The sequence below is a fragment of the Acinetobacter sp. LoGeW2-3 genome, from assembly GCF_002688565.1.
Lineage (GTDB): Bacteria > Pseudomonadota > Gammaproteobacteria > Pseudomonadales > Moraxellaceae > Acinetobacter.
The window spans coordinates 266080-286683 of the sequence record NZ_CP024011.1; the positions used below are offsets into that span (position 1 = coordinate 266080).

At 43.4% G+C, this 20604-nt stretch carries 20 protein-coding genes; 8 read left to right on the forward strand and 12 right to left on the reverse strand.

The features are described from left to right. The first annotated feature begins 41 nt into the window (after nt 1-41). Nucleotides 42-983, forward strand: coding sequence for a PDR/VanB family oxidoreductase (locus BS636_RS01280; RefSeq protein WP_099337166.1), 942 nt, complete (start codon nt 42-44; stop codon nt 981-983). A 108-nt stretch (nt 984-1091) separates the two neighbouring features. Here the strand turns inward: BS636_RS01280 and BS636_RS01285 are convergent, their stop codons facing one another. From BS636_RS01285 to mhpT, 3 genes are all read right to left on the reverse strand, one after another. Next, nucleotides 1092-1793, reverse strand: a complete 702-nt coding sequence (locus tag BS636_RS01285; RefSeq protein WP_416202903.1) for a GntR family transcriptional regulator — start codon at nt 1791-1793, stop codon at nt 1092-1094. A 152-nt stretch (nt 1794-1945) separates the two neighbouring features. Next, complete coding sequence (locus BS636_RS01290) at nt 1946-2392, reverse strand: MarR family winged helix-turn-helix transcriptional regulator (RefSeq protein ID WP_099337168.1); 447 nt, start codon at nt 2390-2392, stop codon at nt 1946-1948. 73 nt (nt 2393-2465) lie between these two features. Beyond that, a complete protein-coding gene (gene mhpT, locus BS636_RS01295; protein ID WP_099337169.1) occupies nt 2466-3698 on the reverse strand; it encodes a 3-(3-hydroxy-phenyl)propionate transporter MhpT in 1233 nt (410 codons plus the stop codon). Nucleotides 3699-3959: 261 nt separating this feature from the next. Here mhpT and BS636_RS01300 point away from each other — a divergent pair, with 261 nt between their 5' ends. The 6 genes from BS636_RS01300 to BS636_RS01325 all read left to right on the forward strand — a co-directional run bounded on the left by BS636_RS01300 (nt 3960) and on the right by BS636_RS01325 (nt 11217). Then, nucleotides 3960-4793, forward strand: a complete 834-nt coding sequence (locus tag BS636_RS01300) for a p-hydroxycinnamoyl CoA hydratase/lyase (RefSeq protein WP_099337170.1) — start codon at nt 3960-3962, stop codon at nt 4791-4793. A gap of 50 nt (nt 4794-4843) precedes the next feature. Beyond that, on the forward strand, nt 4844-6295 hold the full coding sequence (locus BS636_RS01305) for an aldehyde dehydrogenase (RefSeq protein ID WP_099337171.1): 1452 nt from the start codon (nt 4844-4846) through the stop codon (nt 6293-6295). 77 nt (nt 6296-6372) lie between these two features. Beyond that, nucleotides 6373-8259 carry a feruloyl-CoA synthase gene (locus BS636_RS01310; protein WP_099337172.1) on the forward strand — a complete coding sequence of 629 codons (1887 nt, stop codon included), beginning with the start codon at nt 6373-6375 and terminating at the stop codon, nt 8257-8259. Between the two features lie 73 nt (nt 8260-8332). Next, the gene (locus BS636_RS01315) at nt 8333-9472 is read left to right on the forward strand and encodes an acyl-CoA dehydrogenase family protein (RefSeq protein ID WP_099337173.1); all 1140 of its coding nucleotides are present in this window, start codon (nt 8333-8335) and stop codon (nt 9470-9472) included. Nucleotides 9473-9526: 54 nt separating this feature from the next. Beyond that, nucleotides 9527-10780: an OprD family outer membrane porin gene (locus tag BS636_RS01320; RefSeq protein ID WP_213064236.1), complete on the forward strand. Its 1254-nt coding sequence runs from the start codon at nt 9527-9529 to the stop codon at nt 10778-10780. Nucleotides 10781-10833: 53 nt separating this feature from the next. Further along, nucleotides 10834-11217, forward strand: a complete 384-nt coding sequence (locus BS636_RS01325) for a PaaI family thioesterase (protein WP_099337175.1) — start codon at nt 10834-10836, stop codon at nt 11215-11217. A 77-nt stretch (nt 11218-11294) separates the two neighbouring features. Here BS636_RS01325 and pcaG read toward each other — a convergent pair whose 3' ends face one another. The 8 genes from pcaG to BS636_RS01365 form a co-directional block, all read right to left on the reverse strand. Continuing rightward, entirely contained in the window at nt 11295-11924 is a 630-nt protein-coding gene (gene pcaG / locus BS636_RS01330; RefSeq protein ID WP_099337176.1) for a protocatechuate 3,4-dioxygenase subunit alpha, read from the reverse strand. A 14-nt stretch (nt 11925-11938) separates the two neighbouring features. Then, nucleotides 11939-12664, reverse strand: a complete 726-nt coding sequence (pcaH, locus tag BS636_RS01335; RefSeq protein WP_099337177.1) for a protocatechuate 3,4-dioxygenase subunit beta — start codon at nt 12662-12664, stop codon at nt 11939-11941. A 35-nt stretch (nt 12665-12699) separates the two neighbouring features. After that, the gene (pcaC, locus tag BS636_RS01340; RefSeq protein WP_099337178.1) at nt 12700-13098 is read right to left on the reverse strand and encodes a 4-carboxymuconolactone decarboxylase; all 399 of its coding nucleotides are present in this window, start codon (nt 13096-13098) and stop codon (nt 12700-12702) included. Between the two features lie 83 nt (nt 13099-13181). Further along, entirely contained in the window at nt 13182-13967 is a 786-nt protein-coding gene (locus BS636_RS01345) for an alpha/beta fold hydrolase (protein ID WP_171265975.1), read from the reverse strand. Further along, nucleotides 13964-15322: a 3-carboxy-cis,cis-muconate cycloisomerase gene (gene pcaB, locus BS636_RS01350; RefSeq protein WP_099337179.1), complete on the reverse strand. Its 1359-nt coding sequence runs from the start codon at nt 15320-15322 to the stop codon at nt 13964-13966. Before pcaB ends, BS636_RS01345 begins: the two co-directional genes overlap by 4 nt. 78 nt (nt 15323-15400) lie before the next feature. Next, nucleotides 15401-16606, reverse strand: coding sequence for a 3-oxoadipyl-CoA thiolase (pcaF, locus tag BS636_RS01355; protein ID WP_099337180.1), 1206 nt, complete (start codon nt 16604-16606; stop codon nt 15401-15403). 164 nt (nt 16607-16770) lie between these two features. Further along, nucleotides 16771-17424, reverse strand: coding sequence for a 3-oxoacid CoA-transferase subunit B (locus BS636_RS01360; protein WP_099337181.1), 654 nt, complete (start codon nt 17422-17424; stop codon nt 16771-16773). 21 nt (nt 17425-17445) lie between these two features. Beyond that, nucleotides 17446-18117: a 3-oxoacid CoA-transferase subunit A gene (locus BS636_RS01365; RefSeq protein WP_099337182.1), complete on the reverse strand. Its 672-nt coding sequence runs from the start codon at nt 18115-18117 to the stop codon at nt 17446-17448. 286 nt (nt 18118-18403) lie between these two features. Between BS636_RS01365 and pcaU the strand changes: the two genes are divergently transcribed. Then, entirely contained in the window at nt 18404-19228 is an 825-nt protein-coding gene (pcaU, locus tag BS636_RS01370; protein ID WP_099337183.1) for an IclR family transcriptional regulator PcaU, read from the forward strand. 137 nt (nt 19229-19365) lie between these two features. Here pcaU and pobA read toward each other — a convergent pair whose 3' ends face one another. After that, complete coding sequence (gene pobA / locus BS636_RS01375) at nt 19366-20559, reverse strand: 4-hydroxybenzoate 3-monooxygenase (RefSeq protein ID WP_099337184.1); 1194 nt, start codon at nt 20557-20559, stop codon at nt 19366-19368. Nucleotides 20560-20604 lie beyond the last annotated feature (45 nt).

Here is a 20604-nt window from a genome sequence, read left to right on the forward strand (position 1 = left end):
AAGACAGTATTTTGATTTTTCAGTTTAGGAGCGGTACTCACATGGAAGTGACCATTCATCAGATCCATCAACACAATTCTCAGATCAATTCATTTGAGCTCATGAGTTGTAATGGAGAACCTCTACCTCCTTTTAAAGCAGGCGCGCATATTGATGTACATATGAGCGAGGGATTAATACGCCAATATTCTTTGGCGAATTGCAGCAGCGAACAGCACCGCTATGTGATTGGTGTACTGAATGATCCCAACTCACGTGGTGGCTCACGCTTTATGCATGAACAGTTACAAGTCGGACAACGTATTCAGATCAGTGAACCACGTAACCTGTTTGAACTGGACACAGCACTTGAACATGCCATCCTATGTGCAGGCGGGATTGGGATTACACCGATTCTGGCAATGGCCAAAGAATTAAAACAACTGAACAAATCTTTCAAGCTGTTTTACTTTGTTAAAACCCGTTCCGCAGTGGCTTTCCAGGAAGATCTCAACCTTTTAGGTGATTCAGTACATCTTCATATTGATGATGAAGCAGCCACACATTGCAATTTACCCGCTGCATTGGCTCAGGCTGACTCGGCACATCATGTTTATGTTTGTGGTCCACAAGGCTTTATGGATTTTGTCATTCAGACTGCACAACAGCAATCGTGGCCTGAAACCCATATTCATAAAGAACACTTTAGTGCACCTGCGATTGATACCAGTGAAGATGGCAGTTTCAGCATTAAAGTTCAAAAAACCGGACAATTGATCCATGTTGCACAGGACCAGACCGCTGTACAGGCACTTGAGGCTGCTGGCGTGAATATTCCTGTTTCTTGTGAACAGGGAATTTGTGGTACCTGTTTAGTGAAGGTAGTAGAAGGTGAAATTGACCACCGAGATATGTACTTAACTGAAGAAGAACAGGCAGCACAGGATCAATTTACCCCATGCTGCTCACGTGCCAAATCTAAAATGCTGGTTATCGATCTTTAAAGAAATAAAAACTGCCAGCTCCTTAAAACTGGCAGTTTAATTTTTCTCCACTTTCCGCCCTTCTGCACCCTCAGGAGGGATTTTTTATTTAAAAAAACAGACTTAAACTTAAGATGGCAGATCAGAATTAAAAATAGAACGCATCATATCCCCAAGCGTGACCACATGACTATGTTCCCGCATCAGACTCTCTGCTCGTGCCGAATCCCGATTTTTCAAGGCATTAAAAATGGCGCAGTGTTGAATATGGGCATGATGTAGTCGGCGAAATTCTGAAAGCGGATTATTTTTATCGTAAGTTAAGGCTTGGGCAGAAGCTAACGGCAGCTGGTTATTCTTACTCAGCGCCTGCACAATCGCGACGTTGTCTGAACCCTGAATAATTGTATTATGAAAAATCGTATTGTAATGATGATAGGTTTCAATATCTTCATTGCTTAGCTCAGTTTTTTTAAATATTGGATCAATTTGGGTAATACATTGCATGAGCTGATCTTGCTGCTGCGTATTTAATCCCTTCTCTGCCAGTTTTTTCGCTGCCAGGCCTTCCAGTACTCCACGAACTTCAAGCGCATCCTGAATCAACTTCGGCGAAATTTCCCTGACCGTATAGCCACGGGTCGGATTTTTGAGTAACAAGCCTTCTTGTTCAAGCAGTCTGAATGCCATACGAACCGGTTGACGTGAAACACCCAACATTTCCGCTGTCGGAATTTCGGCCACGCGAGCACCACCCGGAATTTCACCTGAAATAATCATTTTTCTAAGTTCAATCAGTACTTGCTGACCTGATGACATGGACTTACTCATTTGTGATATGTGTACTGATGCTACCGGGTGAATGAAAATAATTCAACAGAAGCCAGGAAGATCCCATACAGCGTCTAGAACCCCGATCTCCTTGGAAATAGACGTGGAAAATTTATTCAACCGAGACTGCTCCAGTTCAAGGTCATAAAAAATTATTCTTCCTGAAACTGCTGTAAATTCGTAGCCATGATTTCAAGGTTATTCCGGATCAGAAAGGCAAGATTGATATCTACCCCCTTGAGCATCGTTTGTTCCAGTTCCTGAACTACGGCTCGACATTCGTTTAATTTATCTAGCCCTTCCTGCGTGACATTGACAAGAATACGGCGACCATGAGAAGGATCCGATTCCTTACTGATCCAGCCACTACTTAATAAATCCTGTAAAATTTTATTGGTCGATTGTGGTTTGATAAAAGAGCGTTCTGCCAGTTTGGCATTCGAGAGACTACCTTTTGCCGCCAGTACAGACAAGGCTGTAAACTGAGGCAATGTAATGTCTAAAGGCTTCAGGCGTTCATTTAGTAATTTACTGATAATACGATCTACGCGAGCGATCATGTAGCTCAAGGTTGGCAGCTGATTTAACTGATGTTCCATAGTATTTAATTCAACCTTAAATCCTAACCATAAAAAAGTATGGCCCAAAAGAGGCCATACTTGAGTCATCACATTACTGAGTTGACGTATTTAATACAGGCAACTGCTGAGACACTTTTGGTTTACGTACCAAGAATAGTGCTGCAACTGCGGCAATAAAGATCAATGGAATACTTGCACCAATTACCATTGCTGAACTTGAACCCAGAGACAGTAATGCTCCAGCAAAAAGTGGACCGGCAAAAGAACCAATACGTCCTACTGCTACTGCTGCTCCCACACCAGTACCTCTCATTTCTGTAGGATAAAACATGGCAGCAAGCCCATATAGTGCTGACTGACCACCTACAATGAACAATCCACAGCCTACAGCCGATAAAGACAGTAATGCAACTGTAGGTGAAATTGCAAGGCAGCACAGTGAAATAAGAATACCGACATATATGAGTTTAATAACAAAACTCATGCGCAACTTATCCAGCAAAATACCCATCAGGACTGAACCGAATATACCGCCGACATTGTAGCCAATCTGAACATAGTTTGCTTCCGTCTTGCCTAAGCCCTGTGCTCCCATTAACAGCGGTAACCAGTTGAGTAGAAAATACAGAACGACAAGGGTAAAGAAGAAACTGATCCAGATCTGAATCGTAGAGAAACGTCGTTCCTTGGCAAATAACACTTCAAAGAAAGGCGTACTTGGCTTGTTTTGGTGTGCTGAAAGATAAGCACTTGATTCAGGCAAAAATTTCATCAGTAGAGGGATGAGTAAAATTGGAGCCAATCCGCCAACATAGAAGATATGCCGCCACTCAGCATCACCCGCCAATGCCATCGCCACGAAGGAAGTCATCATTCCACCAAAAGGAATACCACTGTACATGATACTGACTGCGGTCCCTTTATATTTTTCAGAGACTGCTTCCGATGCCATGGTAATCATCATGGGCAAGGCACCACCCATACCTAAACCCGTTAAAAAACGAATCAGGAGAAGCAAGTTATAATCACTGGCATATGCTGTCAGTACAGACATAATGCCAAAGATTAAAATACTGATCAGAAGAACCGCTTTACGTCCAATTTTATCTGCATATCGCCCACCCAGTAATGCACCAGGCAGGGTTCCCAAAATTGCTGCACTGAATGCCCATGCCATTTGGGCATTGTCCAGGCCAAACTCCGCTCGCATCCGTGGTGCTGCAACGCCCATCGATTGAAGATCGAAACCTTCAAACACTGCGATTGCAAAACACAGTACGAGTGTAAGCATGGCTTTGCCTTTGCTACTTACACTATGTTCCATTCATTATTGTCCTTTTCGAATTTTTTAATTCATACACTTCCTATGTATTGCCTTCCGTCCTAAGCAATCCGAAAAATATCACCTAAACTTATAATTTAATCAATATATATTTTTATATTTTTACAATTTAAATATTTATTTTATTAAATTACATTGGTTTATAAATTATTTTTTAAATATTCAAAATAATACTTGAATGTAAGTTTAACTGATATTATCTTAAACCTCATCAGGACATAAACAAACATCAAGGAGCAACACATGTCTTATCAAAACCGCTGGCAAACTGTTGACGTACAAGTGGATGCAGGCATTGCATGGGTAACCTTAAACCGCCCAGAAAAGAAAAATGCAATGAGCCCAACATTGAACAAAGAAATGATCGATGTACTCGAAACTCTAGAATTAGACCCTGAAGCACGTGTACTTGTTTTGACCGGCGCCGGAGATTCCTGGACAGCTGGCATGGACTTAAAAGAATACTTCCGCGAAGTCGATAATCAACCAGAGATCTTCCAAGAACGTATTCGCCGTGATGCATCTCGCTGGCAGTGGCATCTGCTTCGTTTCTATTCAAAACCAACAATTGCTATGGTAAACGGTTGGTGTTTTGGTGGTGGTTTCTCTCCACTTGTCGCATGTGATCTTGCCATTGCAGCAGACGAAGCAACCTTTGGTTTATCTGAAATCAACTGGGGTATCCCACCGGGCAACCTGGTAAGCAAAGCAATGGCAGATACTGTGGGTCACCGTACTTCGATGTACTACATCATGACGGGTAAAACCTTCTCAGGTGTTGAGGCTGCCAATATGGGCTTAGTGAATAAGAGTGTTCCACTTGCGCAACTTCGTGCTGAAGTCACTGAACTGGCTAACAACTTACTTGAGAAAAACCCGGTTGTACTACGTACCGCGAAAAATGGTTTCAAACGTTGCCGTGAACTGACTTGGGAACAAAACGAAGATTACTTATATGCAAAACTGGATCAATGTAATCATCGTGATGATGAAGGTGGTCGTGAACAAGGTCTGAAGCAATTCCTTGATGACAAGTCAATCAAGCCAGGTCTTCAAGCTTACAAACGCCCTGCTTAAGCAGTCTCAATACACATTCGTCATGATGGACATGTAAGGAAACATTTGCCATGCAAAACGTACAGTTACTTATTCACGGTCAATCCGTTGCAGCAAGCTCAGGACAAACTTTTGAAAGAATCAGCCCGATCGATGGCTCGGTTGCATCAATCAGCGCTGCTGCAACTTTATCGGATGTTGATCGTGCGATCGAATCCGCACACGAGGCGTTTAAAACATGGTCTGCCCTTTCTCCAACAGACCGTCGTTTAAAATTACTCAAAGCGGCGGACCTGATGGATCAAAAAACTGAACAATTTATTCAGACTGCGATTCATGAAATAGGTTCAACTGCAACGTGGTATGGTTTTAATGTTCACCTTGCGGCCAATATGCTACGCGAAGCTGCAGCTATGACCACACAGATTGATGGTAGTATTATTCCATCAGATGTACCAGGCAACATGGCGATGGGCATTCGCGTACCCTGTGGTGTCATCGTCGGGATGGCACCATGGAATGCCCCTGTGATTCTTGCCACACGTGCATTAGCTATGCCGCTTGCCTGTGGCAACACTGTGGTTCTTAAAGCATCTGAAGCATGCCCTGCAACACATCGTCTAATTGGAGAAGTGTTACATGAGGCAGGGATCGGAGATGGCGTAGTCAATGTCATAACCCATGCGGCACAGGATGCTCCGCAAATTGTGGAACGCTTAATTAGCCACCCACTGACCAAGCGTATTAATTTTACCGGTTCAACCCATGTGGGCCGAATTATTGCTGAAACAGCAGCTAAATATTTAAAACCTGTCCTGCTCGAACTTGGTGGAAAAGCACCTGTAATTGTGCTTGATCAGGCTGACCTAGATGAAGCTGTCAATGCCGTAACCTTCGGTGCTTTCTTTAACCAGGGTCAAATCTGCATGTCCACAGAACGTGTTCTGGTAGATGAAAAAATTGCGGATATCTTTATCGAAAAACTCGTGGCGAAAGTCAAAACTATTCGCGCTGGCAATCCACTTGAGAGTGATGCCCCACTTGGTGTGCTGGAAAGCTTAAAAGCAGCTGCACGTATTGGAAAGCTAATTGAAGATGCACGTGAAAAAGGTGCAAATTTACCACTCGGTTTGGACATCGACGGTGCTATCATGCAACCTACGATCGTGGTCAATGTCACTAAAAATATGCAGATTTATGCCGAAGAATCGTTCGGCCCTGTGTGCACGGTACAACGCTTTAAAACTGTTGATGAAGCGGTTGAACTGGCAAATGATTCCGAATTTGGTTTATCTGCAGCTGTGTTTAGCCAGGATTTAGCACAGGCGCTTGCTGTAGCAAAACGTATCGAATCTGGGATCTGCCACATCAATGGCGCGACTGTACACGATGAAGCACAAATGCCGTTTGGTGGTGTAAAACAAAGTGGTTACGGACGGTTTGGAAGTAAAGTCTCTGTTGCTGAATTTACCGAATTACGTTGGGTGACTATACAAACAAGCCCACGTCACTACCCGATCTAACGAAAATACAAAGAGTTGACATGAGGTCAACTCTTTTCGTGGGAAAAGAATAGATAAAAATACATGGAGTAATAACAATGGCACGCGTGACAGTTCAATCGCATAAATATCCTGAACGTTTTGTTAAATTAGGCAGTCATGAAACACATTTTGAATATAAGAACGGCACCTTATATATTTCTCCAAAAGAAAAGCTCAAGCCTTACCCACAAAAATTAACTGACCGTTTACTTCAATATGCAGAGACACATCCGAACCGCATATTTGCTGCAAAACGTGATGGTTCAGGTCAATGGATTGAACTGACATATGCCGAAACAGCAAATCGTGCATGGCGTATTGCACAAAGTTTAAAACAATATTCACATTTATCGACTGAACGTCCTATCGTCATTTTATCTGGCAACGATTTGGAGCATCTCACCCTATCCATGGGGGCAATGCTTGCAGGGATTCCTTTTTCCGCGGTTTCCCCGGCTTATTCTTTAATTTCCAAAGATTTTGGCAAACTCAAACATATCTTTGATGTCCTTACACCTGGTTTAGTTTTTGCCAATGATGGGGATGCTTTTGCGACTGCCATTGAGCACTGCCGTAATGCTGATGATATTGAAGTAGTCACCACATCCGGTCAGCTTGGTGGTCAAGCATGTACTTCCTTTGCAACACTGCTTGATTCTGAAATCAAGGATATCAAGGCCCACTATGCCACGATTGATGAACATCAAATTGCCAAATTTTTATTTACCTCTGGCTCGACCAAAATGCCAAAGGCAGTGCCGACCACACATTTGATGCTCTGCACCAATCAGCAAATGTTGCTGCAAACTTTCCCAGAATTTGAAGATACACCACCGATTTTGGTCGATTGGTTGGCATGGCATCATACCTTCGGCGGCAGCCATAATGTCGGAATCGCACTTTACAATGGCGGCACGATTTATATTGATGATGGCAAACCGGTCCCGGGGAAAATGGAAGAAACCATTCGTAACCTGAAAGAAATTGCACCAACGGTATATTTAAATGTTCCGAAGGGTTGGGAAGAAATCACGGTAGCACTTGAACAGGATGAAGAACTCCGTGAAAAATTCTTTAGCCGTGTCAAAGTGTTATTTTTTGCTGGGGCTGCGCTATCTGAAGCAGGCTGGAACCGTCTAGATCAGATTGCACAAGACCATTGCGGTGAACGCATCCGTATTATGAGTGGCTTAGGTATGACAGAAACTGCGCCCTCTTGTGTATTTACTACAGGTCCTAAAGTCATGGCGGGCTTTATTGGTTACCCAGCGCCAGGCTGTGAAGTCAAACTGGCACCATGTGGTGACAAACTTGAATTTTGTGTTCGCGGCAAAAACGTCATGAAACATTATTGGCGTCTACCTCAAGAACAGCAGGCTGATATTTTTGATGAAGAAGGGTTTTATCGTACTGGCGATGCCGTAAAGCTTGTTGATCCAAACGATCCAAGCCAAGGTCTCATGTATGACGGACGTATTGCCGAAGACTTTAAACTCAATACCGGTACCTTTGTTAATGTGGGTACCTTACGCAATAAAGTCCTGATTAATGGCAATCTATTAATTCAAGATGTTTGCATTACCGGCTCTAACCTGAATGCAATTGGTTTTCTGATTTTCCCGAAACTTTCAGCTTGTGCTGAATATGCTGGTTTAGATCTTAAACACGTGACAGCCCAAGAAGTATTGAGCCACCCTAAAGTACAGCAATGGTTTAAACAATTCCTGGTGGACTTCAATAAAGACGCCACTGGCAGTTCAAATACCGTATCAATGCTGTATTTAATGACAGAGTCTCCACAATTGGATGCCGGAGAAACCACTGACAAAGGTAACTTAAATCAGAGTGGCATTTTGAAACGTCGTGCTGGCATGGTGCAGGAACTCTATGAAAAACACGTTAATAATCCATTAATTATTCGTATTCCAACTCTTAAACAATAAGCCCTTACCCTGAGTTCAGCAGCGCTTTTTCTAGCGCTGCTTGGGCAGTTGCATTCAAATTAAGGATAATTCTATGCAAAAAGATAGTGATTTCGAGCTGTTCCGTGATAATTATCAACGTTTTTTAGCAGAACACGTTGCACCATTTTATGAAACTTGGGAAGAGCAAGGCTTAATCCCACGCGAACTATGGCACAAGCTTGGGGAAAATGGTTTTTTATGTGTTGATGTCCCTGAAGAATACGGGGGCTTTGGTGCGCCGATTCACTATTCACAAATGCTGGTGCAAGAAACCGCCAAAGCCGGTTTTACTGCCTTGGCAGTTGGTATTGGAGGACAAAGCGAACTTGTCTCCCCTTATATCCAAAATATTGGTAGCGAAGAACAAAAACAATATTGGTTACCCAAGATGGTCTCAGGTGAAGTGGTCACCGCGATCGCAATGACGGAAGCCAATGCTGGTTCCGATTTACAAGCAATTCGCACCCAAGCCATTTTAGATGGCGATCATTATGTGGTGGACGGTTCTAAAACCTTTATTTCCAATGGACATCATGCCGACTTAATCGTACTGGTTGCAAAAACTGACCCGCAAGCACGCGCCAAAGGCATTTCCATTTTACTCGTTGATGCTCATTTAGATGGAGTGAAAAAAGGACGCAGTCTGAAAAAAATTGGACTACATGCCCAAGACACTGCTGAACTGTTTTTTGACCAAGTTCATGTACCTAAAAATCAACTTTTGGGTCAAGAAGGCCACGGTTTTAGCTATCTGATGCAAGAATTGCCACGCGAACGTCTCAGCATTTCACTTATGGCACTTGGATCAATCCAAGGTGCCATCGACATTACTAAAGAGTATGTGCTTGAACGTAAAGCCTTTGGTCAAGCTTTATCTCAATTCCAGAATACACGTTTTGTGCTTGCACAAGCGCAAATTAAAGCGCTTGCAGCTGAAGCATTTGTTGAACGCTGTAAAGACCTATATAGCAAAGATGCCCTAAGTGTGACTGAAGTGGCCGCATTGAAGTGTTTTATTACTGACACCCAATGTGAAGTCATTGACCAGCTCCTACAGCTCTTTGGGGGCTACGGCTATATGCAGGAATATCCAATTTCGCGCTTCTTCGTCGATGCGCGTGTGCAAAAAATTTATGGGGGAACCAATGAAATTATGAAGGAGATCGTAGCACGCGAACTCTTGGGGAAATAAAACACGCATGACTTAAAAACAATATTTTCAATAATGTTTCAGGATGAAATAATGATGAAAAATTTATGGATCACACCGTTTTTACTTTTAACTACACCTGCTTTTGCCAATAGTTTTATTGAGCAAAGTAAAGTGGATTTAACGGCTCGTAACTTCTACTTCGATCGCGATTTTCAGGTTGAAAACCGTTATCCGGCACTCCGGGACTGGAGCCAAGGCTTCATTTTAAAAGCCCAGTCAGGTTATACCGAAGGCCCTATTGGATTTGGTATCGACATTTTGGCCACTGCCGGGTTTAAGCTGGATGCTGATGCAAAGTATGGTGGTACAGGAAACCTGCCACGTAATGCCAGAACCAATGAGCCAGCAGATCAATATGGGGAAATTGGGATCACCGCAAAAGCCAAAGTTGCTCAAACTGAAGTCCGCGTCGGTACATTACAACCGATGACACCAGTACTTGTCGGTTCCCCTGCCCGCCTGTTACCTCAAACCTATCGCGGGGTAGCAGTTCAGTCTAAAGATGTGCAGGGTCTCGATTTACAAGCATCCTATATAGACAAGGTTAATCACCGTGATTCGACCAATTATGAAAACATTAAAATCTCTGGGGTGAACGGCCGTTATATATCAGCCGAAACAGATCATTTGTACTATCTTGGTGGCCATTATGATCTCAATAATTATCCACTAAAACTGACCGCCTTCCATATGGATGTCGAAGATCTGTATCATCAATCATTATTGGGCGTTACCTACAGACATGCCTTTAATGAGGATACCGCACTGACCAGCCAGCTACGTTACTATTTGAGTGATGCTGATGGGGCTGCCAAAGCAGGTAAAGTCGATAATAATCTGATCCATAGCCACTCCGAGCTAAAACATCAAAATCATAAATTCATTCTTTCTACCTTCCATCATTTAGGTGACACTGCCTTCCCTTATTTAACGGGCGGTGAAACGGGCTTAACCATCGACACATGGACAGGCGAATTCTTAAATGCTAAAGAACGTGTTTATAGTGCCCGTTATGAATATGATTTTAAAGACTATGTTCCGGGCTTACGTTTTATGACCCGCTATACCCATGGTAGTAATATTTATGCGCCGCAACTCGGGGGCACCGATTTTGAGGAAGATGAACTCGATTTTGATATTGGCTACACGCTGCAAAATGGCCCACTGAAAAATCTTGGACTACGTGCACGTTATGCCATTTATGATAACGATATGCCGCTCACTGCCAACATTAAACCGGCCAATGAGACCCGTATCAATATTGATTACACATGGAAATTTAAATAATCAACTCAAAGCTCCAATTTCATTTGGAGCTTTTTTATCATGGGATAACTATCATGTTTAATCTTAGTCAATTGCCACCGATTCATCATTTATTGGGTGGTCATAATATTCAGTGGGATACAGAAAAACGTGAAATAGCTGTGAGTTATACTGCACTCGAGAGCTTTACCAATCCGCGTGGTAGTGTGGAAGGCGGTATGATTTGTGCCATGCTCGATGATGCGATGGGTATTTTGGCAGCATTGAATCAGACTGCAAAACCTGCCGCGACGATTAATTTATCGATGGATTTTTTTAGACCATGTGAAGTCGGTGAAGTACAGGCGAAAGCGTGGTTTATTAAGGAAGGACGTAAAATTCTCAGTATTGAAAGTGAAGCCTGGCAGCAAGGCAAGTTAGTAGCTAAAACAAGTGCAGCTTTTATGGTATTAGACTAAAATAAAAATTAAAGTCATTAAAAAAGGTCAGTGAAATCACTGACCTTTTTTTGTCGTTTCAGCTTTCTTTCAAACGCTTAGATATCAAGGAATACCGTTTCATTTTCGCCTTGAACGCGAATATCAAAACGATACACCACTTGACCATCACGCTCCTGGCGTTTTGCGATCAAGGTTTCACGACGTGGCGCCCACTCAATACCATTCAATAATGGATCATTGGCATTGGCTTCAGCTTCATCGTCAAAATAAACACGAGTATGTAAACCTAAGTTAATCCCACGTGCAAAAATTACCAGTGCAATATGCGGTGCTTGTTTAGTGCCTTTACGGCCTGGCACAACGCCTGGCTTAATCGTATCAAAGCTCCATACACCGGTTTCAAAGTCAGCAGCAGCTCGGCCCCAACCCAAGAAGTTTGGATCGGCTTGCTTGCCTTGTGTATCGGCTTGGCTCGGATAGACACCATTGGCATCTGCTTGCCAAATCTCTACAAGAACATCGCGGAGTGGTAAACCTAGACCATCAAATACCTGACCTTCTAAACGAATACGTTCGCCTTGAGTTTCTGCTTTCGCCAATTGGTTATTGAAACTATGTTCAAATACTTCAATACCAGCCTGGTTTGGCATTAAACCGATATGTACATACGGACCACCTGTTTGTGATGGTGTTTCACGTAATTCCTGAAAATTCCAACCGTTCATCATGACGCTCCTTATCAAGTCAATTCATTTTCAAAATAAGTACCGCGACGACCACGTAGTGTGATGTCGAAACGGTAACAACGACTGTCTGCTTCAATAAAGTTGCTCTTGTCTTCAAGGGCTATCAAAGCGCGACGCTGTTGTTCTGAAGGAATTGTTTTTAAAATTGGGCAGCTATCAATCAGCGTATCGCCTTCAAAGTAGAACTGAGAAATTAAGCGCTGTGCCCAACCATCTGCCATCACTGAGAAGTGAATATGGGCTGGACGCCATTCATTAATACGGTTACGCCAAGGGTATGGGCCTGGTTTAATAGTACGGAAAACAAAGAAACCATTTTCATCCGTTAACATACGACCACAACCACCAAAGTTTGGATCGATTGCACCAATAAACTTGTCATTTGGATGACGGTAACGGCCTGAAGCATTGGCTTGCCATACTTCAATCATGGCATTTTTGACTGGACGACCAAATTGGTCACGTAGGTAACCGTGAATAATTACGCGCTCACCGACCGGTAAACCATCTTTGGCATAGTTTAAAATCAGGTCATTATCTTTTGGACCCAAAAGATCAGCGCTAAAGTGAGGTGCAGTCACTTCTGTAAGTGTTTCTGCAATCGAGATCAATGCATTTTTTGGCGAGCGTAATACACTGGTTTTATAACCTGGTGCATACGCCGGTGGATGATCATCGGTATTACGCTGCGCATAGGCGCCTAATAGTATCTGAGACATGAATCTCTCCTTGTTCAATCTTGAAAAATCTTCCGTTATTTAAGTTTTGTCGGTGCAATACCAAGTTCTGCGAAAACTTCTTCTGCCATGTGCATCGCAGCATTTGCAGCTGGTAAACCCGCATATAAAGAAGCATGTAAAAACAGTTCTTTAAGCTCATCTTTGGTCACGCCATTGTTAAAACATGCACGAATATGCATACGTAACTCAGCTTCACGACCCAATGCGAGCAAAATACTGATGGTCACCAGACTACGTGTATGACGTGGTAGTCCTGGACGTGACCATACTTCTCCCCAAGCAAAACGACTGATGAAGTTTTGGAAATCTTCATTAAAGTCATTTAAATTTTCCAAAGAGCGTCCGACGTGTGCTTCACCTAACACTTCAGTGCGTACTTCTATTCCCTGTTTATAACGTTCTTCATCATTCATGATAAATACACTCTTTCACGTTTATAAGGCGGACTGAAGATGTCTGAGGAACACCTTCACTCCATAACGATCTTTAATTAAAATCAGTGCTTTGCAATAAATTCTGCAAAGATTTGGTTAAATTGTTGTGGTGCTTCAATATTGGATAAATGTGATGCATCCACTACAGCGATCTCACAATTCGGTATATGCGCTTGCATAAATTCGCCATCTGCGACTGTGGTTACCGGATCAAGTCCACCACATAGCGCCAGACAAGGGACTTGAATCGCTGAAATTTGTTCACGTAAGTCCGCTTGAGCAAGCGCACGACATGCTGCTGCATATCCTTTTGGTGGGGTTACCGATAGGCTTTGAATGCTCTGCTGCGCAATGGCATCATGAATATAATCAAACTTGTCACTGAACCAACGCATGTGCGTAGTACTCACTATATCTGCCAAGCCCTCTGTTTCTACAGTATCTGCACGTGATAACCACGCTGTTTCTTGACCAATTTTTGCTGCCGAATTTGCAATGGTGATACTTAGAAAATGTTGTGGCGCAATTAAACCAAGTTGCAGGCCGGTGATCCCCCCCATTGAAATGCCACAAAAATGCGCTTTTTCAATATTAAAGTGATCAAGAATATCTACGACATCATTTGCCAAATCGGTTAGCGTGCTATTGTCAATCACAGCACTTTTTCCATGGCCACGAGTGTCATAACAAATCACGAAGTAATCCTGTGCAAATACAGTCACCTGTGCCTGCCACATGCCATGATCTGTACCTAATGAATTGGAAAAAATAATGGCTGGCTGAGTCGCATCACCAAAGCTATAAACCGCCAATTGTTGGCCATTTCGGTTCTTGATCAGTGAAATCATGCTGTCTTTCCTTGTACACGTTGTAATACCGCATCTATTTGCTGTTGGGTATTACCTAAATAATGTTGCGGATTAAAAATATCTTGCAGTTGCTGTGCATCAAAAATTGCTGTGATTTCAGCATTATTTTGTGCTACATCAAGTAAATGACGTTTCTCAGCGACTGCTTGTTTACACGCCGCTTCCACCACATGATGGGCATTGAGTCGACCTAGTTTTGGTGCCAATGCCATCATCATCGCTTCAGCCATGATCAAGCCTTGGGTACATTCAAGATTACGAAGCATGTTGTCAGCTTGGACATCGAGTCCTTCAAACACTTCAATTGCACGTGCCAAACTGCCAGCAGACAATTGAAAGATTTCAGGCAATGCAAGCCATTCAGCATGCCAAGATCCTAAACTGCGTTCATGTTCCTGAACCAGGCTTTGATAAATACTCGACATCAGTGCAGGTACACGATTCGCAGCTGCCAAAATTGATGCGGCTGCTACAGGATTACGTTTATGTGGCATGGTTGATGAACCACCCCGCCCTGCCCCGCTTGGTTCAAACACTTCTGCAATTTCAGTTTGCATCATTAGCGACCAATCACGAGCCATCTTGCCCAAATTACCTGTAATCGTTGCAAGCACATGGGCAATTTCAACAATACGATCGCGTTCGCCATGCCAGGTACAATCCGGAACATTTAAATCAAGTTCTGCTGCAAAGGCTTCAATTACGGCACTGCCCTGATCAAGGAGTGATGCGAGCGTGCCGACTGCACCGCCCAATTGTACGGTTAATGCAGAATTTTTAAGAGCTTGTACACGGTCAAAATCACGCTGCAAACTTGCCAACCAACGTGCAGTTTTATGGCCAAAAGTCAGTGGCAAACCTTGTTGTAACCATGTCCGACCAATCATGACTTGGTCACGATAGCATTCAGTCAATTTTCGAGTTGCCAACATCGCCTGGATGAGTTGAGCTTCAATTAAATTCAAGCCATCACGGCACTGCAAAATACATGCAGTATCAATAATGTCTTGGCTTGTTGCTCCCCAATGTACATAGCGTGAAGCATCTTCATCGACTTTTTTAACCGCAGCCGTCAATTGCTTCACAAAGGGAATTGCAATATTTCCAGCAAGTCCTGATGCACTTGCAAGCGTAGTAAAGTCAATGACCTCGTCCACCTGTTGATGAGCAACGTGCACAATATGTGCTGCCGCTGAAGCAGGAATCACCCCCACTTTCGCCTGAGCTTGAGCCAATGCTGCTTCTGCTTGCAACATATAACACACCATTCCTTCATCACTAAATATTGCCGTGATCTCGGTTTGGTAAAATAGATTTGCATACAATTGGCTCATTTGAATATCCTTTTCTGACTTGTTTTAAATACCTTTCATTGTTTTGTTTTTAAGCAAGAAATGAAATAGGATTTAAATTTATACACGTTCAATAATCAGCGCGATGCCTTGGCCCACCCCGATACACATTGAACAGAGAGCATATTTTCCACCGATTTGTTCAAGTTGGTTCAAGGCAGTAGTCACCAGACGGGCACCGGAAGCACCGAGTGGATGGCCAATCGCAATGGCACCACCATTTGGGTTTACGCGTGCTTCATCATTTGCTAGACCTAAATCACGGGTCACTGCCAGCGCTTGTGCAGAGAAGGCTTCATTCAGTTCAATGACATCCATCTGATCTAGTGTCAAACCGGTCTGGGCCAGTAGCTTTTTGATCGCTGGTGCCGGACCAAAGCCCATAATGCGTGGTTCAACACCCACCACGGTTGCACTAATGATTTTGGCACGTGGTTTTAAACCATATTCTTGAACGGCTTCATCAGAAGCGATCAAGAGTGCTGCTGCACCGTCATTGATACCTGATGCATTCCCCGCAGTGACAGTCCCATCGGCTTTCACCACTGGTTTCAGCTTGTTTAAACCTTCAAGTGTAGTTGAAGCACGCGGATGTTCATCGGTATCGATAACAACAGGTTCACCTTTACGCTGAGGAATCACCACAGGCACGATTTCTTTTTTGAAAAAACCTTTGGCTTGTGCAGCGGCTGTGCGTTGCTGGCTAGCTAGGGCAAACTTGTCCTGATCTTCACGATTAATATTGAACTGTTCTGCCACGTTTTCAGCCGTTTGTGGCATGGTTTCAACACCGTACAACTCTTTCAGTTTTGGATTAATAAAACGCCAGCCCATGGTGGTATCTTCAAGCTTTTGAGTACGGCCATAAGCTGTTTCAGACTTACCCATGACAAAAGGGGCGCGTGACATGGATTCCACACCACCAGCCATAATCAGATTGGCTTCACCGGCTTTAATGGCACGAGCAGCAATTGCTACCGCATCCAGGGAGGATCCGCAAAGACGGTTAATCGTGGTTGCCGGTACCTGATATGGCACACCTGCGAGCAGGGCTGACATACGACCCACGTTGCGGTTATCTTCACCGGCCTGATTGGCACAGCCATAGATGATGTCATCCACTTTTTCCCAGTTGATACTTGGGTTACGTTCCATCAAGGCTTTAATCGGGATAGCTCCCAGATCGTCAGCACGAACAGGTGCCAGTCCACCAGCATAACGACCGAATGGAGTACGGATGGCATCGATGATATATGCGTTTTTCATATTTTATTTTCCCGCTCTTTAATCCTTCCCAACCTCCCTTTATCAAAGGGAGGAGAACTTCCGGCAACTATTCTCGAAAGTCCCCCTTTCTTGCACATCGACTTAAAGCAATGCTTAAGTCTCGTTCAGGGGATTTAGGGGGGATTTAATTTTCCTTAAATAACTTAACCCTGAGTCGCATCAATCAATGTTGCACCCGTCATCGACTGTAGTCCTTCAAATGACAGACCTTCAACTTTTTCAATCACTTTCATACCTTCAGCCGTGATATCAATCACGCACAGGTCGGTATAGATGCGGTCGACACATTTCAGACCCGTTGCTGGATAAGATAGCTCAGCCACAATTTTGGGTTCGCCTTTTTTGGTCACGTGATCGGTGGTGATAAAGACTTTCTTGGCACCAACCGCCAGATCCATCGCGCCACCGACTGCAGGAATCGCATCCGGTGCGCCGGTATGCCAGTTTGCTAGATCACCATTTTCAGCCACTTGGAAAGCACCCAGGACTGCAATATCAAGATGTCCACCGCGCATCATCGCGAAAGAATCCCCATGATGGAAAAAAGCACCGCCTTCAAGCATGGTGACGAATTCTTTTCCGGCATTGATTAGTTCAGGATCACGGTCTTCTTCTGCAGGTGGTGGGCCAAATGCCAGCAAACCATTTTCAGAATGCAGGAATACATCTTTATCTGAAGGCAGGTAGCTTGAAATTTTAGTGGGTAGGCCAATGCCTAAATTGACATAAGCACCATCTGGAATGTCCTGGGCAACACGTTCAGCGATCTGGTCACGGGTCAGTTTGGTATAGCTCATCTTTTTTCTCCTTAGCCGTGATTACTGTGCAGGCTGTACTTGTACAACGTGCTGTACGAAGATTCCCGGGGTAATGATGTGTTCAGGATCGAGTGCACCGAGTTCAACGACTTCAGACACCTGGGCAATGGTCACATCTGCCGCCATCGCCATGATCGGACCGAAGTTACGGGCAGATTTGCGATACACCAGATTGCCCCAACGGTCGCCTTTCGATGCTTTAATCAGAGCAAAGTCCGCTTTAATTGGATTTTCTAAAACGTAATCTTTACCTTCGTAGTTCATGGTCTGTTTGCCTTCAGCCAGCAAAGTACCAAAACCAGTTGGTGTGTAGATTGGGCCTAGACCCATGCCAGCAGCCTGGATACGACAGGCCAGGTTCCCTTGTGGCACCAGTTCCAGCTCGATCTTGCCAGCACGGTACAGCTCGTCAAAGACCCAGGAATCTGACTGACGCGGGAAAGAACAGATGATCTTACGTACTGCGCCAGCTTTAAGAAGCTTTGCCAGGCCATAGTCTCCGTTACCGGCATTGTTATTGACGATCACTAGATCTTTCACACCAAGTTCGATCAGGCCATCGATCAGTTCAGCCGGCTGACCTGCGGTACCGAAACCACCAATCATGATGGTTGATTCGTCTTTGATTTGTGAAAGTGCTTCAACCAGTGAAGCAGAACTTTTATCGATCATCAAATAACTCCATGTGTTGCCACTAGTACAAAAATTTTTGAGAACCTAAGGTTCTGGTGAAAATACATTCTGGACGGAGAACAAATTCCAACCAAAATCCTTAGGATTCTGTGTGATCTATTCTTGATAAAATCCAAGCTTTCGACTACGGTTTAAAAATAGTTTTGTACGATTTACAGAATCTTTGTACGATGATCGAACAAAAACTTTTTCTAATTCTTAGAATTAAATAAAGAAACCGTAACGATACATGAAAAAGTAATATATGAAGATCAAGGAATTTGACATGGCAACCAGTGATAGTTCACGCGACCAAATGATCCAGAACCCGGAGAATAAAAAAATGATTCGTCATGAAGACTTCATTGCCGGCGTAAGTAAAGGATTAGCAATTCTGGATTGCTTTGCCAATGATCGACACCGTTTAAACGTTAGCATGGCAGCTGAAAAGACAGGACTTACACGGGCGGCTGCGCGTCGTCATTTACTAACACTGGAATATCTTGGTTATTTAGATTTTGATGGCCATTTTTATTCTTTGAGTCCTAAAGTCCTCAAATTTTCAGGGGCTTATTTGAGTGGAGCACAGCTACCTAAAATTGCTCAACCCCTTCTTAATTTGCTGACTCAGCAAACCTCATTAATTTACTCTGTCATGGTCTTGGACGGTTTTGAGGCAATTACGATCGCTCGTAGTGCTGCACACCAACAAACTGATCGGGTCAATCCTTATGGCTTACATCTCGGCAATCGATTACCAGCACATGCTACTTCTGCAGGGAAAGTTTTACTCAGTTATTTAAGCCCTGAGTCTCAGCAAGAATGGCTTGACCAATACCCTTTAAAATCACTGACCAAATACACCTATACGGATAATCAGGCATTTTTAGCCCTATTGAAGCAAATTCGTGCCGATGAATTCTGTTACTCAGCAGAAGAGCATGAACTTGGTGTACATGCACTTGCGGTTCCAATTTATAACCACCGTGCCGATGTCGTTGCTGCTTTAAACATTGTTTCCCCTACTGGACGTACCAGCAAAGAATATTTACAACAGCATATTTTGCCTTTACTGCAACAAACAGCGCGTGAATTCCGTCAATTTGTTTAAGCCATTTTCTAGATAGAATGTGAATGTTGTAAATGAATACCTTTTCTCTATAATAAAAAAACACATCGAGCTCAAATGAACTCGATGTGTTTTGAATCTAGCGCAGATTTAAATAACAAAAGTCATAAAATTTGCACTTAGCTCGCTTTCTGTAGCGGTAGGCCTACATAATTTTCAGCAAGTGTCGTCTGACCTGCTTCTGAACCTAAAATATAGCTTAATTCTGCTTGTTTAATTTTATGTTCAAACTCAGTTTCTGTTTCGAAACAATGAAGTAAATGTGTCATCCACCATGAAAAACGTTCTGCTTTCCACACACGTTTTAAACAGTTTTCCGAATAGCTATCAATGCCAGCTTCTGAACCATTGTCATAATATTCAATCAAGGCTTTAGACAAGAATGCGATATCTGATGCAGCAAGATTAAGACCTTTGGCACCTGTTGGCGGCACAATATGCGCTGCATCCCCTGCCAAGAACAATTTACCAAAACGCATTGGTTCTGTTACAAAGCTACGCAGTGGTGCAATACTTTTTTCAATTGAAGGACCCGTGATCAGCTTTTCACGACTTTCAGGATCAAGGCGGTTTTTCAGTTCTTCCCAGAATTGTTCATCTGGCCAGTTTTCAACTTTGTCTGTTAATGGAACCTGCAGGTAGTAACGGCTACGTGTATTTGAACGCATACTGCAGAGTGCAAAACCACGCTCGGACTGTACGTAAATTAATTCATCTGCCACTGGCGGTACATCTGCAAGTACACCCAACCAGCCAAATGGGTACACTTTTTCAAAGGTCTTGATTTTATCTTCAGGAACACTTGCACGGCATACACCATGGTAGCCATCACAACCTGCGATAAAATCACATTGAACCGTGACCTGACGGCCTTCATGTTCAAATGTCACCGAAGGCTGCTCACCATAAAATTCATGAACTTGTACATTACTTGCTTCGTAGAAAGACGTTAATTGCGCTTCAGTACGTGCTTGCATTAGGTCTTTGGTTACTTCAGTTTGACCATAAACAGTGACCTGCTTACCTCCGGTGAGTTGGGTCAGATCCACACGGTGTTTCTCACCATTGGTTAAAATTTCAATACCGTTATGTGGTAAGCCCTTTTCTCTGAGTTGAGCATCTACACCGGCTTCAGCCAAAAGATCAACCGATACCTGCTCAAGAATACCAGCACGGATACGACTTGCTACATACTCAGCACTACGCTGCTCAATTAAAATATGATCAATACCGGCTTTATAGAGTAATTGTCCAAGTAATAATCCTGCTGGACCTGAACCAATAATTGCGACTTTAGTGTTTAAAATTTCCATATGCTGACAATTTCCAAATAGTCATCCTTTTTTACAAGTTAAGAA

What these genes read in the sequence shown, in the direction of transcription:
- BS636_RS01325 (WP_099337175.1), top strand. Translation starts at nt 10,834, where the DNA reads ATGTTTAATCTTAGTCAATTGCCACCGATTCATCATTTATTGGGTGGT.
- pcaC (WP_099337178.1), bottom strand. Translation starts at nt 13,098, where the DNA reads ATGAATGATGAAGAACGTTATAAACAGGGAATAGAAGTACGCACTGAA.
- BS636_RS01300 (WP_099337170.1), top strand. Translation starts at nt 3,960, where the DNA reads ATGTCTTATCAAAACCGCTGGCAAACTGTTGACGTACAAGTGGATGCA.
- BS636_RS01290 (WP_099337168.1), bottom strand. Translation starts at nt 2,392, where the DNA reads ATGGAACATCAGTTAAATCAGCTGCCAACCTTGAGCTACATGATCGCT.
- pcaB (WP_099337179.1), bottom strand. Translation starts at nt 15,322, where the DNA reads ATGAGCCAATTGTATGCAAATCTATTTTACCAAACCGAGATCACGGCA.
- BS636_RS01320 (WP_213064236.1), top strand. Translation starts at nt 9,527, where the DNA reads ATGAAAAATTTATGGATCACACCGTTTTTACTTTTAACTACACCTGCT.
- BS636_RS01315 (WP_099337173.1), top strand. Translation starts at nt 8,333, where the DNA reads ATGCAAAAAGATAGTGATTTCGAGCTGTTCCGTGATAATTATCAACGT.
- BS636_RS01280 (WP_099337166.1), top strand. Translation starts at nt 42, where the DNA reads ATGGAAGTGACCATTCATCAGATCCATCAACACAATTCTCAGATCAAT.
- BS636_RS01345 (WP_171265975.1), bottom strand. Translation starts at nt 13,967, where the DNA reads ATGATTTCACTGATCAAGAACCGAAATGGCCAACAATTGGCGGTTTAT.
- mhpT (WP_099337169.1), bottom strand. Translation starts at nt 3,698, where the DNA reads ATGGAACATAGTGTAAGTAGCAAAGGCAAAGCCATGCTTACACTCGTA.
- BS636_RS01365 (WP_099337182.1), bottom strand. Translation starts at nt 18,117, where the DNA reads ATGATCGATAAAAGTTCTGCTTCACTGGTTGAAGCACTTTCACAAATC.
- pobA (WP_099337184.1), bottom strand. Translation starts at nt 20,559, where the DNA reads ATGGAAATTTTAAACACTAAAGTCGCAATTATTGGTTCAGGTCCAGCA.
- pcaU (WP_099337183.1), top strand. Translation starts at nt 18,404, where the DNA reads ATGGCAACCAGTGATAGTTCACGCGACCAAATGATCCAGAACCCGGAG.
- pcaF (WP_099337180.1), bottom strand. Translation starts at nt 16,606, where the DNA reads ATGAAAAACGCATATATCATCGATGCCATCCGTACTCCATTCGGTCGT.
- BS636_RS01285 (WP_416202903.1), bottom strand. Translation starts at nt 1,793, where the DNA reads ATGAGTAAGTCCATGTCATCAGGTCAGCAAGTACTGATTGAACTTAGA.
- BS636_RS01360 (WP_099337181.1), bottom strand. Translation starts at nt 17,424, where the DNA reads ATGAGCTATACCAAACTGACCCGTGACCAGATCGCTGAACGTGTTGCC.
- pcaG (WP_099337176.1), bottom strand. Translation starts at nt 11,924, where the DNA reads ATGAACGGTTGGAATTTTCAGGAATTACGTGAAACACCATCACAAACA.
- BS636_RS01310 (WP_099337172.1), top strand. Translation starts at nt 6,373, where the DNA reads ATGGCACGCGTGACAGTTCAATCGCATAAATATCCTGAACGTTTTGTT.
- BS636_RS01305 (WP_099337171.1), top strand. Translation starts at nt 4,844, where the DNA reads ATGCAAAACGTACAGTTACTTATTCACGGTCAATCCGTTGCAGCAAGC.
- pcaH (WP_099337177.1), bottom strand. Translation starts at nt 12,664, where the DNA reads ATGTCTCAGATACTATTAGGCGCCTATGCGCAGCGTAATACCGATGAT.